The organism is Streptomyces thermocarboxydovorans, assembly GCF_039524635.1.
In the GTDB taxonomy this organism is placed as follows: Bacteria; Actinomycetota; Actinomycetes; order Streptomycetales; family Streptomycetaceae; genus Streptomyces; species Streptomyces thermocarboxydovorans.
Genome location: NZ_BAAAGU010000030.1, coordinates 37,980 through 52,801, shown reverse-complemented (window position 1 = coordinate 52,801; position 14,822 = coordinate 37,980). Strand labels below are relative to the sequence as shown.

General features: G+C 71.1%; 13 protein-coding genes, 4 pseudogenes and 1 riboswitch. Of the genes and pseudogenes, 11 read left to right on the top strand and 6 right to left on the bottom strand.

The genetic code is table 11. The annotated features are described in order from the left end of the window. Window positions 1-12: 12 nt before the first annotated feature. Window positions 13-83: riboswitch (guanidine-III (ykkC-III) riboswitch) on the top strand. 33 nt (window positions 84-116) lie between these two features. Then, window positions 117-437, top strand: a complete 321-nt coding sequence (locus ABD198_RS15730) for a DMT family transporter (protein ID WP_344001555.1) — start codon at window positions 117-119, stop codon at window positions 435-437. 120 nt (window positions 438-557) lie between these two features. Here the strand turns inward: ABD198_RS15730 and ABD198_RS15725 are convergent, their stop codons facing one another. After that, entirely contained in the window at window positions 558-2,906 is a 2,349-nt protein-coding gene (locus tag ABD198_RS15725) for a transglycosylase domain-containing protein (RefSeq protein WP_344001553.1), read from the bottom strand. Between the two features lie 270 nt (window positions 2,907-3,176). On the opposite strand from ABD198_RS15725, the gene ABD198_RS15720 reads away from it, so the two are divergent. The 4 genes and pseudogenes from ABD198_RS15720 to ABD198_RS15705 form a co-directional block, all read left to right on the top strand. Beyond that, a complete protein-coding gene (locus ABD198_RS15720; RefSeq protein ID WP_344001551.1) occupies window positions 3,177-3,977 on the top strand; it encodes an ABC transporter permease in 801 nt (266 codons plus the stop codon). Then, window positions 3,970-4,875, top strand: coding sequence for an ABC transporter permease (locus ABD198_RS15715; protein ID WP_425580485.1), 906 nt, complete (start codon window positions 3,970-3,972; stop codon window positions 4,873-4,875). The genes ABD198_RS15720 and ABD198_RS15715 overlap by 8 nt, the downstream gene beginning before the upstream one ends. A gap of 3 nt (window positions 4,876-4,878) precedes the next feature. Then, a pseudogene (locus ABD198_RS15710) lies at window positions 4,879-5,859 on the top strand (ABC transporter ATP-binding protein); the annotation flags it as partial. Window positions 5,860-6,088: 229 nt separating this feature from the next. Then, window positions 6,089-6,781, top strand: a pseudogene (locus ABD198_RS15705) (DUF1707 SHOCT-like domain-containing protein); the annotation flags it as partial. Between the two features lie 24 nt (window positions 6,782-6,805). Here ABD198_RS15705 and ABD198_RS15700 read toward each other — a convergent pair. Further along, on the bottom strand, window positions 6,806-8,170 hold the full coding sequence (locus ABD198_RS15700) for an SGNH/GDSL hydrolase family protein (protein WP_344001547.1): 1,365 nt from the start codon (window positions 8,168-8,170) through the stop codon (window positions 6,806-6,808). A gap of 195 nt (window positions 8,171-8,365) precedes the next feature. Here ABD198_RS15700 and ABD198_RS15695 point away from each other — a divergent pair, with 195 nt between their 5' ends. From ABD198_RS15695 to ABD198_RS15685, 3 genes and pseudogenes are all read left to right on the top strand, one after another. Beyond that, window positions 8,366-9,736 carry a DUF445 domain-containing protein gene (locus ABD198_RS15695; RefSeq protein ID WP_344001545.1) on the top strand — a complete coding sequence of 457 codons (1,371 nt, stop codon included), beginning with the start codon at window positions 8,366-8,368 and terminating at the stop codon, window positions 9,734-9,736. A 106-nt stretch (window positions 9,737-9,842) separates the two neighbouring features. Continuing rightward, a pseudogene (locus ABD198_RS15690) lies at window positions 9,843-10,244 on the top strand (MFS transporter); the annotation flags it as partial. A gap of 61 nt (window positions 10,245-10,305) precedes the next feature. Continuing rightward, on the top strand, window positions 10,306-10,665 hold the full coding sequence (locus tag ABD198_RS15685) for a VOC family protein (RefSeq protein WP_344001543.1): 360 nt from the start codon (window positions 10,306-10,308) through the stop codon (window positions 10,663-10,665). Window positions 10,666-10,698: 33 nt separating this feature from the next. On the opposite strand, the gene ABD198_RS15680 is transcribed toward ABD198_RS15685, so the two are convergent. Then, entirely contained in the window at window positions 10,699-11,001 is a 303-nt protein-coding gene (locus ABD198_RS15680) for a hypothetical protein (protein WP_167993919.1), read from the bottom strand. A 247-nt stretch (window positions 11,002-11,248) separates the two neighbouring features. Here ABD198_RS15680 and ABD198_RS15675 point away from each other — a divergent pair, with 247 nt between their 5' ends. Continuing rightward, window positions 11,249-11,626, top strand: coding sequence for a VOC family protein (locus ABD198_RS15675; protein ID WP_344001540.1), 378 nt, complete (start codon window positions 11,249-11,251; stop codon window positions 11,624-11,626). A gap of 61 nt (window positions 11,627-11,687) precedes the next feature. Here the strand turns inward: ABD198_RS15675 and ABD198_RS15670 are convergent. Beyond that, window positions 11,688-11,975, bottom strand: a pseudogene (locus tag ABD198_RS15670) (pyridoxamine 5'-phosphate oxidase family protein); the annotation flags it as partial. A 138-nt stretch (window positions 11,976-12,113) separates the two neighbouring features. Here ABD198_RS15670 and ABD198_RS15665 point away from each other — a divergent pair. Next, the gene (locus ABD198_RS15665) at window positions 12,114-12,851 is read left to right on the top strand and encodes a VOC family protein (protein ID WP_167993925.1); all 738 of its coding nucleotides are present in this window, start codon (window positions 12,114-12,116) and stop codon (window positions 12,849-12,851) included. A gap of 53 nt (window positions 12,852-12,904) precedes the next feature. Here ABD198_RS15665 and ABD198_RS15660 read toward each other — a convergent pair whose 3' ends face one another. Beyond that, a complete protein-coding gene (locus tag ABD198_RS15660; RefSeq protein ID WP_167993927.1) occupies window positions 12,905-13,126 on the bottom strand; it encodes a DUF397 domain-containing protein in 222 nt (73 codons plus the stop codon). Continuing rightward, entirely contained in the window at window positions 13,123-13,971 is an 849-nt protein-coding gene (locus ABD198_RS15655) for a helix-turn-helix domain-containing protein (protein ID WP_344001536.1), read from the bottom strand. Before ABD198_RS15655 ends, ABD198_RS15660 begins: the two co-directional genes overlap by 4 nt. A gap of 214 nt (window positions 13,972-14,185) precedes the next feature. Here ABD198_RS15655 and ABD198_RS15650 point away from each other — a divergent pair, with 214 nt between their 5' ends. Beyond that, window positions 14,186-14,812, top strand: coding sequence for an ATP-binding protein (locus ABD198_RS15650; RefSeq protein ID WP_344001534.1), 627 nt, complete (start codon window positions 14,186-14,188; stop codon window positions 14,810-14,812). Window positions 14,813-14,822 lie beyond the last annotated feature (10 nt).

Sequence of the window (14,822 nt, the reverse complement as noted above, 5' to 3'; positions counted from 1 at the left end):
TGGCTAAGATTGAAAGGCCCGGTGAGGTACCGCCGGGACCCGACGAGACGCGCCGTACCGGGTGAAGGCAAAGACGACGCACCCCCGTTTCCTTTCGTGTCCCGGAGGTGTCCGTCATGGCCTGGGTGCTGCTCGTCGTCGCCGGTCTGCTCGAGGTCGGCTGGTCGGCCGGTATGAAGTACACCGACGGCTTCACCCGGCTCTGGCCGAGCGTGTTCACCGGCGCCGGCATCGTCGCGAGCATGCTGCTGCTGTCGTACGCCGCCCGGACCCTGCCCATCGGCACCGCCTACGGCGTGTGGGTCGGCATCGGCGCGGCCGGGGCGGCGGTGCTCGGCATCCTGGTGCTGGGGGAGCCGGCGACCGCCGCCCGGATCTTCTTCATCTGTCTGCTGCTGGTGGCCGTGGTGGGCCTGAAGGCCACCTCGGGTCACTAAGGCCACCTCGGGTCACTAAGGCCACCTCGGGTCACTAAGGCCATCTCGGGTCACTAAGGCCATCTCGGGTCACTAAGGCCATCTCGGGTCACTGACGAACCCTGCGGGCTGCGGAGTGCCTCAGGGCCGGCGGGTCGGGACGATGCCGCCCGGGCCGCCCTGGCCCGCGCCGCCCGTGTCCCCGGTGCCTCCGTCGTCACCGCCGGTGGTGCCGCCGTCGGTGCCGCCCGTGGTGCTGCCGCCGTCGGTGGTCTGGCCCCCGGTGTCGCCGCCGGTCGGCTCGCCGGTGCCGCCCTGCTGGTCGCCGCCCTCGTTCTGGCCCTGGTCCTCCTCCTCGTCCCCGCCCGGCGTCTGCGCGGGCGACTCCTCGCCCTCCGGCGTCTCCTCCTCGCTCTCGTCGGGCCCGGCGGAGGGCTCACCGCTGGGGCTGCCGGAGCGGGACGGGTCCACCCGGTCGGCGCCGGGCATGAGCCGCAGGTCGAAGTCGCGCACCGGCTCGCCCTCGAGGGCGTCGCGGGTGAACTGGGCCCAGATCTCGGCCGGGGCGCCGCCGCCGTTGATGCGGGGCAGGCCCAGGGCGCCGTAGAGCTTCTTCTGCGCGCCGGTCTCCGGGTCCTGGGCCATCACGGCGACCACCGTGGCCAGTCCGGGCGTGTAACCGGCGAACCAGGCGGCCCGGTCCTCCTCGGCGGTGCCGGTCTTGCCCGCCGCCGGGCGGCCCGCGCCCAGGGCGGCGGTGGCGGTGCCCTGGCGGACGACGCTGCGCAGCACCGAGGTGGTGGTGTCGGCGGCCTCACGGCTGACCGCCTGCTCGGCCCGGCTCTTCGGCAGCTCGACGTTCTCCCCGTTGTGGGTGACCTTCTCGACGAGCGTGTACGGGTGGTGCTCGCCGTGGTTGGCGAGGGTGGCGTAGGCGGAGGCCATGTCCAGCGGGCTGGCGGTGGCGACCCCGAGGGCGATGGAGGGGGAGGGGGTCAGTTCCGGCGTGGAGGAGGGCAGGCCGAGGTCGATGGCGGTCTGCATGACCTTGTCCGAGCCGACGTCCACCGCCATCTGCGCGTAGACCGCGTTCACCGACTTGTCGGTGGCCTCGCTGACGGTGATGTCGCCGTAGGACCGCTGGTCCTCGTTCTCGGGGGCGTAGCGGCCGCCGCTCCAGCCCTGCACCGGGCGCTTGTTGGTGCCGTCGTAGATCGTGTTCGGGGTGATCAGGCGGCCGTCCTGGGTGCTGGACTTGTTGTCGACGGCGGAGGTGAACACGAACGGCTTGAAGGTGGAGCCGACCTGGTAGTCCCGGCGGGTCGCGTTGGGGGTGTACTGCTTGACGTAGTCGATGCCGTTGTACATCGCGACGACCTTGCCGGTCTCCGGCTCCACGGCGGCGCCGCCCGCGCGGACGTAGGCGTCGGCCTTGCGGTTCTTCTTGTCGAGCCGGTCGATCAGCTTGTCGTTGACGGCGGCGACGAAGGCGTCCTGCTTGTCCTTGTGCAGTGTGGTGGTGATCCGGAAGCCGCCCGCGTCCAGCTCCTCCTCGGTGACGATCTTGTTCTCGATCAGGTGGTTCTTGACCACGTTCACGATGTAGCCGCGCTGACCGGACAGGCCGGTGGAGACGGTGGTCGGCTTCGGCACCGGGAACTTCATGCCGGCCCGTTCGGACTCGCTGAGCCAGCCCTTGGCGACCATGCCGTCCAGGACGTACTTCCAGCGGGCCTCGGCCGCGTCGCGATTCTCCGGGTGGGCGATCACGTCGTACTGGCTGGGCGCGTTGACGAGCGCGGCCAGGTAGGCGGCGCGGGCGGGGTCGAGTTCGGAGGCGTCGATGCCGTAGTAGGCGTGGGCGGCGGCCTGGATGCCGTAGGCGTTGCGGCCGAAGTAGCTGGTGTTGAGGTAGCCCTCGAGGATCTTGTCCTTGGACTGCTCGCGGTCCAGCTTGATGGCGATGAAGAACTCCTTCACCTTGCGGGTGACGGTCTGCTCCTGCCGCAGGTAGTAGTTCTTCACGTACTGCTGGGTGATCGTGGAGCCGGACTGCTTGCCCTTGCCGGTGGCGGTGTTCCAGGCGGCGCGGACCATGGCGCCGGGGTCCACGGCCGACTCGGTATAGAAGTCGCGGTCCTCGGCGGCCAGGACGGCGTGCTGGGCGTCCTTGGAGACCTGGGCGAGGGGGACGTTCTCCCGGTTGACCTCGCCGTCACGGGCGATGACCGAGCCGTCCGCGTACAGGTAGACGTTGGCCTGCTGGGTGGCGAGCGCGTTGGCGGGCGGGATCTTCACCAGGGTGTAGCCGAGGACGAAGCCGCCGACGAGGAGCAGGGCGCCGACGAGGAAGGTGCCGAGCACCATGCGCCAGGTGGGGATCAGCCGCCGCCACCCGGTGCGCCTGCGCTTGCCCTGCGGGGCGCTGGCCGCCTGCGGCTCTCTCGGTGCCCAGCCCGGCTGGGGCTGCTGCTGCGGCTCGTCGCTCATGTCGTGCACGGACTCCTGTTTCGCCTCGTTCGCTCCAGTACGCCTGGTGCGCTCCCACTCATGGAAGACTGTCGCATCCGGCGAACAGTTCCCCGCCACGGCGCGCGTCGTGCAGACATGCGGCTTCTCACACGCATGGCTGCCCCGGAACGGGTGACCGGCGGTTCTCCCGGCTGCCGTGCCCGAAAAAGGCGTGGCAAGCGCCCGCGCGCCCCACTAGGCTCCTGCGCTTCGGTGCCGGTGTGCGGCGTCGAGGAGGGCGGGGTCTCGGTGGGCTCGGGACGCTTGTACGCAGCTGTCCTGACGGGCGGCTTCCGGCGCTATGCGACGTACCGGTCGGCCACGCTGGCCGGGGTGTTCACCAACACCGTGTTCGGGCTGGTCCTGGCGTACACCTATGTCGCCCTGTGGGACCAGCGGCCCGGTCTCGGCGGCTACGACCAGGCGCAGGCGCTGACGTATGTGTGGCTGGGGCAGGCGTTCCTGTCGACGCTGGCGCTCGGGGGCGGCGGCTTCGAGAGCGAGCTGATGGAACGCATCCGTACGGGTGATGTGGCGATCGACCTGTACCGGCCGGCCGACCTGCAGCTGTGGTGGCTGTCCGCGGACCTGGGCCGGGCGGTGTTCCAGCTGCTGGGCCGCGGCCTGGTGCCGTTCGCGTTCGGGGGGCTGGTCTTCCACCTCGCGGTGCCCGCCGACCCGGTGACCTGGGCGGCGTTCCTGGTCGCGGTGGCGCTGGCGATGGTCGTCAGCTTCGCCCTGCGCTATCTGGTGGCGCTGTCGGCGTTCTGGCTGCTCGACGGCACGGGGGTGTCACAGATGATGATGCTCACCGGCTCGTTCTGCTCAGGGATGCTGCTGCCGCTGAACGTCTTCCCCGGCGCGCTCGGCGAGGTGGTGCGCGCGTTGCCGTGGGCGTCGATGCTCCAGGCGCCGGCGGATGTGCTGCTCGGCGAGGCGGACCCGGCCGGCACGTATGTGTTCCAGGCGGGCTGGGCGGTGGTGCTGCTGGCGGCCGGGCGGCTGCTGCAGTCGGTGGCGGTGCGGCGGGTGGTGGTGCAGGGTGGCTGACCCCGCGACCGACCCCGTGAGGGACACCGTGAGGGACCCCGTGACGGACCCGGTGGCCGGCTTCGGTGCCGCCGGTGAGCGGCCGGCCTCCCGGCTGCGCGACGGACTGCGCGCGTACGCGGCCATCGTGCGCATGTGGATCCGCTCCACCGCGGCCTACCGCATCTCCTTCGTGCTGACCACGCTGGGGAACTTCGCGATGACCGCGCTGGACTTCGTGGCCATCCTGCTGATGTTCTCCCGGGTCGACGCCCTCGGCGGGTACAGCCTGCCCGAGATCGCCTTCCTCTACGGCCTGACCAGCGTCTCCTTCGGGGTGGCCGACCTGACGATCGGCTCGGTGGACAAGCTGGGGCGGCGGGTGCGGGACGGCACGCTCGACACGCTGCTGGTGCGCCCGGCACCGGTGCTGGCGCAGGTGGCGGCGGACCGGTTCGCGCTGCGCCGGCTGGGGCGGATCACCCAGGGCGTCCTGGTGCTCGGGTACGCGCTGAGCAGGCTCGACATCGACTGGACGCCCGGCCGGCTGCTGCTGATGCCGGTGATGCTGCTCAGCGGGTCGGTGATCTTCTGCGCCGTGTTCGTGGCGGGGGCGGCCTTCCAGTTCGTGGCGCAGGACGCCTCCGAGGTGCAGAACGCGTTCACCTACGGCGGCACGACGCTGCTGCAGTACCCGCCGACGGTGTTCGCGCGGGAGATGGTGCGCGGGGTGACGTTCGTGCTGCCGCTGGCCTTCGTGAACTGGGTGCCGGCGGCGTATGTGCTGGGCCGGCCGTATCCGCTGGATCTGCCGGGCTGGGCGGCGTTCGCCTCGCCGCTGGTGGCGGCGGCCTGCTGTGTGCCGGCGGGGCTGGCGTGGCGGGCGGGGCTGCGTTCGTATCGGAGTACAGGGAGCTGACGGGTGGATGTCCCGGTGGCCGGCGAGGGTGACTTCATCACGCTCGACCGGGTGGAGAAGGTCTTCGACGTGCGCCGGAAGACCGGGTTCCTGAGGCGGGAGCGGCGGCAGGTCCGGGCCGTGGACTCGATCTCCTTCCGCGTGGCGCGCGGCGAGATGGTCGGCTACATCGGGCCGAACGGCGCCGGCAAGTCCACGACGATCAAGATGCTGACCGGGATCCTCACGCCGAGCGCCGGGCGGCTGCGGGTCGCGGGCATCGACCCGAGCCGGGAGCGGACGCGGCTGGCGCACCGCATCGGCGTGGTGTTCGGGCAGCGGACCACGCTGTGGTGGGACCTGCCGCTGATCGACTCCTACCGGCTGGTGCACCGCATGTACCGGATCCCGGACCGGCGTTACCGGGAGAACCTGGAGCGGATGACGGACCTGCTGGACCTGGGCGCGCTGCTGGACGTCCCGGTGCGGCAGCTGTCCCTGGGGCAGCGGATGCGCGGCGACATCGCGGCGGCGCTGCTCCACGACCCGGACGTGCTCTACCTGGACGAGCCGACCATCGGCCTGGACGTGATCAGCAAGACCCGGGTGCGGGAGTTCCTGCGCCAGGTGAACGCCGAGCGGAACACGACGGTGCTGCTCACCACGCACGACCTGCAGGACATCGAGCAGCTGTGCAACCGGGTGATGGTCATCGACCACGGGCGGCTGATGTACGACGGCCCGCTCGCCGGGCTGCACGAGGTGGGGGAGAGCGAACGGACCCTGGTGGTGGACCTGGAGCGGGAACTGCCGCCGCTGGAGGTGCCCGCCCCGGCCCGGGTGGTCCGGGTGGACGGGCCCCGGCAGTGGCTGGCGTTCCCGGCCTCGCAGTCGGCGGCGCCGCTGGTGGCGCGGATCGCCGCTGAGTACCCGCTGGTGGACCTGTCGGTGCGGGAGCCGGACATCGAGGCGGTGATCGCCAAGATGTACGCGGAGAAGGCGGAGGAGAGGGCCGGGCAGAAGGCGGAGCAGAGGGCGGAGGAGAGGGCGGGGCCGAAGGCGGAGCAGAGGGCGGAGGAGAGGGCCGGGCAGAGGGCGGAGGAGAGGGCGGGGCCGAAGGCGGAGGAGAGGGCCGGCGAGAAGGCGGAGGAGAGCACCGGAGAGGGTGCCGGGGAGAACGCCCGGGAGACGTTGTCGTAGCCGTCGGTCGGGGGCAGATCGTAGGCTGCTGCGTATGACCGACGACGCTGTCCCGGACCTCCGCGCCTCCGACGCCGACCGCGAACGGGTCGCCGACATCCTGCGGGAGGCCCTCGCCGAGGGCCGCCTGGACATGGAGGAGTTCGGGGAACGCCTGGACGCGACGTACAAGGCGCGCACCTACGGCGAGCTGGAGCCGATCACCCGGGATCTGCCGAACGCGGGTGCGGCCGCGCCGGTGGTGTCGCTGAACAAGGAGCCCGCGCCGAGCGGCACTTGGGCCGACCGGATCGTCCACCGCGAGGACGACGGGGGAGCGCAGTGGGCCGTGGCGGTGATGTCGGGCTTCCAGCGCAAGGGCCGCTGGACGGTGCCGCGCCGCCTGAACTGCGTGGCGTTCTGGGGCGGCGGCGAGCTCGATCTGCGCGAGGCGGACTTCGCCGACCGGGAGGTCGTGATCAACGCGGTCGCGATCATGGGCGGGGTGGACATCACCGTCCCGCCGGGCGTCGAGGTCGTGGTGCGCGGCATGGGCATCATGGGCGGCTTCGACCACCGTGAGGCGGGCGTGCCGGGCGACCCCGGCGCTCCCCGCGTGATCGTCACCGGCTTCGCCTTCTGGGGCGGCGTCGGCGTGCAGCGCAAGCTCCCGCGCGCCGAGAGGCAGCGGCTGCGTGAGGAACGCCGGCGGCAGAAGCTGGAGCGCGACCGCTCCCGCAAGGAACTGGACTGACCGTCCCGGCCGTGCGGTCTACAGCGCCGCCGATCCTCCGCCCTTGAGCAGGCCCAGGTCGAAGGACTCCGCCATCCGCGCGTAGCCCCGGTCGCTCAGGTGCAGATGGTCGCCGCAGTCGTACTCGCGGCGCAGCTTGCGCGGGTCATAGGGGTCGCGCACGGCCCGGTCGAAGTCGGCGACGGCGTCGAAGACGCGGCCCGCGCGGATCTCGGCGTTGATCTGCCGGCGCACCTGCTCGCGGGCGTCGGTGTAGCCGTGGTGGCCGCCGAACGGCATCAGCGTGGCGCCGACGACCTTCAGGCCCCGCGCGTGGGCGCGGTCCACCAGCGACCTCAGCCCGGCCACCACGCTCGCCGGGTCCGCGGTGCCCGGGGTGCGCAGGATGTCGTTGATGCCGAGGACCACCACGACGACCTTCACGCCGGGCCGGTCCAGCACGTCGCGGCCGAAGCGGTTCAGGCCGCTGGGGTTCTCCGGCGGGCGGCCGAGGCCGTCGCCGAGGACGCGGTTGCCGCTGATCCCCTCGTTGACGACGCTGTAGCGCGGCACGTCCTGGCCGGCGGCGACGGCCGCGTGCAGCCGGTCGGACAGGATGTCCGGCCAGCGGGTGTTGCGGCCCATGGCGGCGCTGATGCCGTCGGTGAGGGAGTCGCCGAGGACGACGACCGTGCCGTCGGACTCCTTGCTCAGCACGTCAAGGGCGGTCACGTACCGCCAGGAGGTGAACCGCTCGGTGTACGGGGTGCCCGTGGTGTCGCGGGTGTGCTCGCCGACGGCGGTGTAGGAGACCTGCCGGGCGTGCGGGTGCTGGGTGACCGGGCCGGAGGCGGTGGGGGAGTAGGTGGTGATCAGCACGTCCCCGTCGTGCGGGACGGTCAGCCGCACCGCGTCGCTGACCACCTGGCTGCCCGCGGGGATCACGACCGACGGCCGGCCGGTGAAGGTCAGCTGCCGCATCGTTCCGGCGAGCGCCGCCGCCGTGCCCGGGCCCGCGGCCACGGCTATCGAGGCGTGGCTGATGGTCAGCGGGGACTGCCCGTAGAGGTTCGACAGGGTGACGCGGGCACTCGAACCGCCCACGCTGGTGTGGACGACGTTGCGCACCGAGCGCCCGGCCAGCCCGCGCATCTCCGTGCCGGGCTCGCCCCGGACCGGCGAGGTGGCCCAGGAGCCGACCCAGGTGCCGGTGGAGGCGGGTGCGGCGGGGTTGTTCTGGCCGCCGCGGCCCGCGAGGCCGCCCCGGCCCTCGGTGCCCTCGTCCGAGGACACGCCGACGAAGATCGCGGCGGACACGGCCACGATCGCTGCGACGACCGCGGCGAGCAGGGCTCGGTACTTGGCGGGAGGCGTCATGGCGCCCCCGTCACGAGGCCGGGTCATGCTGTGCTGTTCTCCTCGGGAGGCGGGAGCCCGAGGCTCCGATCCGATGAGCCCATGATGCGTCATGGGCGGGGCGCGGCTGACAGGACCCCCTTGCCAACCCCCCCTCAGACAGACGCCGGGAACTCCTGTTCCGTTCCGGGAGTCGGTCAGGAAGGGACAATGTGTGAGGGATCGCCGAACAGGTGGAGCGGGATGGAACGCACACAAACGCCAGAAACCGGGCAAACCGGCCAGCGGGCTGCCCGGGAGCAGGATGACACAGGTCAGCAGGCCCGCTCCGCCCCGGCCACCAACCGCGCGATGACGACGTTCAGCGCGGCGGACGAGGAGAAGCAGCGCGGCGTGCGCCGGATGAAACTCACCGCCGCCGGTCTGCTGCTGTTCGTCGCCCTGGTCTACGTCCTCGCCAAGCTGGCCTCCCACCAGGGCGCCGGACCCTGGGCGGGCTATGTCGCCGCGGCCGCCGAGGCCGGCATGGTCGGCGCGCTCGCCGACTGGTTCGCGGTCACCGCCCTCTTCCGCCGCCCCCTCGGCCTGCCCATCCCGCACACCGCGATCATCCCCACCAAGAAGGACCAGCTCGGCGTCTCCCTCGGCGACTTCGTCGGCGAGAACTTCCTCTCCGAGGACGTGGTGCGCCAGCGGCTGCGCTCCGTCGGCATCGGCAGCCGCCTCGGCGCCTGGCTCTCCGTCCCCGACCACGCCGACCGCGTCACCGCCGAGCTGTCCGCCGCGCTGCGCGGCGCGCTCACCGTGCTGCGGGACTCCGACGTCCAGGCGGTCGTCGGCGAGGCCATCACCCGCCGCGCGCACGCCCAGGAGATCGCCCCCGGCGTCGGCAAGACCCTGGAGAAGATCGTCGCCGACGGCGGCCACAAACGCGCCGTCGACCTCGTCGTCTCCCGCGCCCACGACTGGCTGGTCCTGCACAGCGACTCCGTGATGGATGCCGTGCAGGGCGGCGCCCCCGGCTGGACCCCCAGGTTCGTGGACCGCAAGGTCGGCGAGCGCGTCTACAAGGAACTGCTCCGCTTCTGCGCCGAGATGCGCGACATGCCGAGCCACCCGGCCCGCGCCGCCCTCGACCGCTTCCTCACCGACTTCGCCTCCGATCTGCAGGCCGACTCCGACACCCGGGAGCGGGTGGAGCGCCTGAAGACCGACATCCTGGGCCGCGACGAGGTCCAGGAACTCATCGCCTCCGTCTGGACGGCCGTACGCTCCATGATCGTCTCCGCGGCGGAGGACGAGCGCAGCGAACTCCGGCTGCGGGTGCGGGCCTCACTGCTCTCCCTGGGCGCCCGGATGGCCGCCGACCCGAAGGTGCAGGGCAAGGTCGACGGCTGGCTGGAGAGCGCGGCGGTCTATGTGGTCACCACCTACCGCAAGGAGATCACCTCCCTGATCACCGACACCGTGGCCAGCTGGGACGCCGAGCACACCACCAAGAAGATCGAGGCGAACATCGGCCGCGATCTGCAGTTCATCCGCATCAACGGCACGGTGGTGGGCTCGCTGGCCGGCCTGCTGATCTACACGGTGTCGCGGGCGCTGGGGGCGTAGGACTGCGGGAGCGGTGCGGAGCGGAAGCGGGAGGGGGGAGCGGGAGCGTGGTGGTGCTGGAGGCGCCGGGCGCCAGGGCCCGCCCGCGACCGGAGGCGCGGGGACAAGCGCAGCCACGCTGACGGTCTGCTGGTGCACGGTCCTGTTCATCGCCTCGGCGGGCGCCAGCAGCGCCTACCTCACCGTCTCCGAGATCTTCCCGATGGAGACCCGGGCCATGTCGATCGCCTTCTTCTACGCCATCGGCACCGCCGTAGGCGGCATCAGCGGCCCCCTGCTCTTCGCCGAACTCACCGGCACCGGCAAGGTCGCCGACACCGTGCTCGCCTTCCAGATCGGCGCGGGCCTGATGTGCGCGGCCGGCCTGGTCGCCGCACTGCTCGCCGTGAAGGCGGAACGCCGGTCCCTGGAGGACATCGCCAAACCGCTCACGGCAGCGGCCTCGGCGGCGACGTCGGCGGCGGCGACGAAGGCGAAGAGCGGCGGCTCCGAACCGGCCACGGCGTAGGTGGCCGGAAGTCGGAGTGCCGTCGGGGTGGGGGCGCGCCGCCTCCGGGTAGGCCTGACCCATGACAATCCGCAGGATCATGCCCGACATCCAGGTCGGCTCCGCCCAGGAGCTGAGCGCCGGCCGCGACTTCTACAGCCTGCTGGGCTTCGAGGAGGTCATGGACATGGGCTGGGTGGTCACCCTGGCCTCCCCGTCCAACCCCACCGCCCAGATCAGCTTCTTCACCGAGGAACGCACCGCCCCCGTGGTCCCCGACCTGAGCGTGGAGGTGGAGGACGTCGACGCCGTCTACGCCCAGGTCAGGGCCTCGGGCGCGGAGATCGTACGAGAGCTGCGGGACGAGGAGTGGGGCGTGCGCCGCTTCTTCGTCAGGGACCCCACCGGCCGCGTGGTGAACGTCCTCACCCACAAGGCGTAAGACGCCCCGCTTCTCTGCTCTGCTCTGCTCAGCTCAGCCGCGGCGGTCGGCGACCGCCCAGGAGGCCAGCGCCACGGCACCGGCGACACCGAAGACCGCCGGCCAGGCGCCCACCTTCTTGGCGAGCGGATGCGACCCGGCGAACGCGGCGACATACGCGGCCGTCAGCGCACTCGCGGCCACCCCGCCGGCCTGCTGCCGCCACTGCCGCGCGGCCGTCGCACCGGCGGCGGCGAGGACCACCCCGCCCAGCTGCCGCTTCCGCGTCCAGCGGGCGACGCCGTAGCCGCCGACCAGTCCACTCGCGGCCACCACCGAGCTGGGAACCTTCGCCATGCCTTGCCTCCTGCTGCCGTGCCCCTTACCGGGGCGCGTGTCTCACCTGCCCAGAGGCTAACTCCCGCGGGCGCTGCCGGCGGCTCAGGGGGCGAGGTGCCGGTCGGGCAGACCGACGGCTCAGGGGCCGAGGTGCCGGTCGGGCAGCCCTCTCCGAACTCGTGGCTGCTCCCGGAAACCCGTCGACGCCGCCCCTCCCGCCACGCCATCCTGCGAGACCGACCCGCCGCGCCCCTGGAGCCCCCCCGTGAACCCCACGATCCGCCACATCACCTTCGACTGCACCGGCGACCCCTACGAACTCGCCACCTTCTGGAGCGAGGTGCTGGGCCGCCCCCTCTCCGACGACGACAAGCCAGGCGACCCGGAGGCCCTGATCGAGGACCCGGCCGGCCTCGGCCCCGGCCTGCTCTTCGTCCGCGTACCCGAGGCCAAGGCGACCAAGAACCGCCTCCACTTCGACCTCAAACCCACCGGCCGCACCCGCTCGGAGGAAGTGGCCCGCGCCCTCTCCCTCGGCGCCCGCCAACTGGCCGACCACACCCGCCCCGACGGCAAGGGCTGGGTAACCCTGGCCGACCCCCAGGGCAACGAGTTCTGCATCGAACGGGGCGACCTGGACTGACGCTCTGGGCCGCCGGCCCGGCCCGGTGGCGCCCCCTCCTCTCCCGCCCTCCCCTCCCGGCCTACCCGGCGTCGACGTCGAGTGCCGTTCCATACAGTCGGTCCACCTTCAGCCGGATGACCACCCGCCGCTCGGCGACCAGCTCCTCCAACAACGCCGCCTCGTCCTCCGGCCGCTCCCCCTCCGGGATCATCCCGAGCAGCTCCCGCCCGACCGCGTCGCCCGGAACGGACGTGATCTCCGAGACCTCGGCCAGCCCCTCGGCGACGGCGAAGGACCACACACTGCCGTCCGGCACATGCAGTGCCGCCCGCGGATTGCGCTTCAGATGCCGCACCTCGAGCCGGTCACCGAGTCCGCGTGCTGAGCCCTTGGCCTACTCCCGGAACCGGACCCCTTGGCTCGGCGGGGAACACCCATCGTCACGACCGCGTAGGCCTGGTTCGAAAACGGGTGGGGCGGCGGCGGTAGCCCTAGGATCGGCCGAATGGCTACGCGACTCGTGCAGATCAACATGAAGGCGCAGGACGACGCGGCGCTCGGCCGGTTCTGGGCCGAGGTGCTCGGGTGGGGGATCGACAGCGAGGCGCCCGGCGTCACCAATCTCGAACCCGTGGGCTTCTCCTACCCCGACCCTTCAGCGGTCTGCATCGACCTCATCGCCGACCCGGAGCCCAAGACGGTCAAGAACCGGGTGCACATCGACCTGGCCACCACCTCGGCCGCCCACCAGGCGGAGACGGTCGAGCGCCTGCAGAAACTCGGCGCGACGCTCGCCGACGTGGGCCAGGGCGACGTCCCCTGGACGGTCATGGCCGACCCGGAGGGCAACGAGTTCTGCGTTCTGGAACCCCGTCCGGTCTACCAGGACACGGGGCCGATCGCCGCGGTGGTCGTCGACTGCGCCGACCCGCGTCAGATGGCCCGCTTCTGGGGCGAGGCGACGGACTGGACGGTGCACGAGGTCGCCGACGATCACGCGAGCATGCGCTCCAGCGCCGGCGTCGGCCCCTACCTGGAGTTCGTCCGCACGCCCGACCCCAAGCGCGTATGGAACCGCGTCCACCTCGACATCAGGCCCTACCCCGGCGACGACATGGCGACGGAGGAGGCCCGCCTGCGCGCCCTGGGCGCCGGAGACCCCGGCATCGATCAGTCCGACATCCACTGGACGATCCTGACCGACCCGGAGGGCAACGAGTTCTGTTTGCTCACGCCTCGATGACGGGTCTTTGCAGGGGCCCGGGGCGGCTGGAGACTCGGGGGGTACTCGGCCGCTCAGCGGTTCTCCGACCAGCCTTGCCGCACCGCACGCGTGAAGGTGTGCCATGCCTCGGGGCTGACGGAAGCGACTACGTCAGCGCCGACTTTCGAGTCGCGTAGCCATATTCGGTCGCCCCCGGCTCCGCACTCGAGGCATTCGCCTCCCGCCCCGTTGCTGTAGGACGACGTGACCCATGCGGGCGGGGGCTGAGTGTTGTTACCGGGCGAGGGTTTCACTGTGTGCCTTCCTTCACCATGTCCTTGATCAGTTGGATGGACCGCCGCGGGCTCAGGGCGGCGGCCCTCAGCTCGTCGAAGGCGCGGTTGTACTCGCGGACATGGGGCTCGCCCTCCAAGTACATCGCGTCCGTAATGCCATCCCGGTACACGATGTCCGGGTCTTCAGGATCAGGGAACCCCAGCAAGGTGAACGACCCGGTGGTGGGACAAGTGCCCGCGTCGAACGGCAACACCTGCAAGGTCACACTCGGCCGATCTACTGCCCCCAACAGGTGCTCCAGTTGCGCCTGCATCAACTCGTGGTCGCCGATAACCCTGCGTACCGCCCCCTCGCTCACCACGAACCAGCAGTCGGGGGCGTCGGGAGCGTTGAGCATCGACTGACGTTCGAGGCGCACGCGGACGGCGCGCTCGATGTCCTCAGGAGGCAGGTACGAGCCGCAGGTGTGCAGTTCGCGGGCATACGGCTCTGTCTGGAGGAGACCGGGCAGTACCTCGCACTGATACTGGCGCAAGGTGGAAGCGTCCTGTTCAAGGCCGATGTAGATGGAAAACCATTGGGGCACGCCCGAGCCGTGTACTTGCCACCAGCTACGCGTCTTGGCCTGACGGGCCAGTGACTTCAGGAACTCGCGGAGCTCGTCCGTGGTGCCGTAGAAGCGGCACAACGCGTCCACGTCGGACGGCTGGACCCGCCCGCTGCCGGTCTCCATGCGATTGACCTTGGAACCGCTCCAGTCCAACGCCTCGCCGACCTGAGCGCAGGTGAGCGCACTCTGCTCGCGGAGCTTCTTCAGCTCGATCGACAGGCGACGCCGGCGGGCGGTGGGTGATCCGGCCATATCAACCCCGTTTCGGATAGCGGACGTTCAGTCTTGCGCCAAGGCTTGTGCCTGCCAATCACTCGGTCGTGGGAATCCCGCCGTGCACATTGCACGACGGGATACGCGAGCTCCACTCTGGTGGCGAAGCAACGCACCGTGATGCCCCATGACTGTCAGTCGTCCATGGGGTCACGTCGCGCGGAGAGGGGTTCTCGTGGGCCAGGAAGCATGCATGAGACAAACGTCATGGGATCTGGCCTTCACGGCCGAACCCAAGGAGGTGGCGGGGCTGCGCCGAGTCATGCGGTCGCACTTAGCCCTCTGGGAACTGCACGAGGTCATCGACCAAGCTCAGCTCTGTGTCAGCGAGTTGGTGGCCAACGTCATCACGCACGTCGGCCCCGGGACGCCGGCCACGCTCGGCGTCTCGATGAACGGAATGCGGCTGCGCATCGAGGTCCGTGACCCGGACACTCGCGCCCTGCCCACCCTGCTCGACGCGAACATGGAGTCGGAGGGCGGCCGAGGCATGGCTCTGATCGACGCACTCGCCGAACGGTGGGGCGTTGAGCTCGGCCCCGACCGCAAGGTCACCTGGTGCGAGCTGGCGACCGGACTCACCTCCCCGAGCACCCCTGTGGAGACCTCCGGAGGCAGGCGGACCGAGGCGCGGGGGACGTACACAGATACGACCCAGCACTGTCTGTCGGGCGTGGGCAGGGCTGGGCGAGTGATGGCTGAGGAGTCGGTGATCACCGTCATCACGGACTACCTGCACTGGCTGCGTGCACACGGTTGTGATGTGGAGTCAGCACTGGACCGTGTGCAGACGCGGTACGAGGCGGAGCTGGGGAGGTGACGCGCACAAA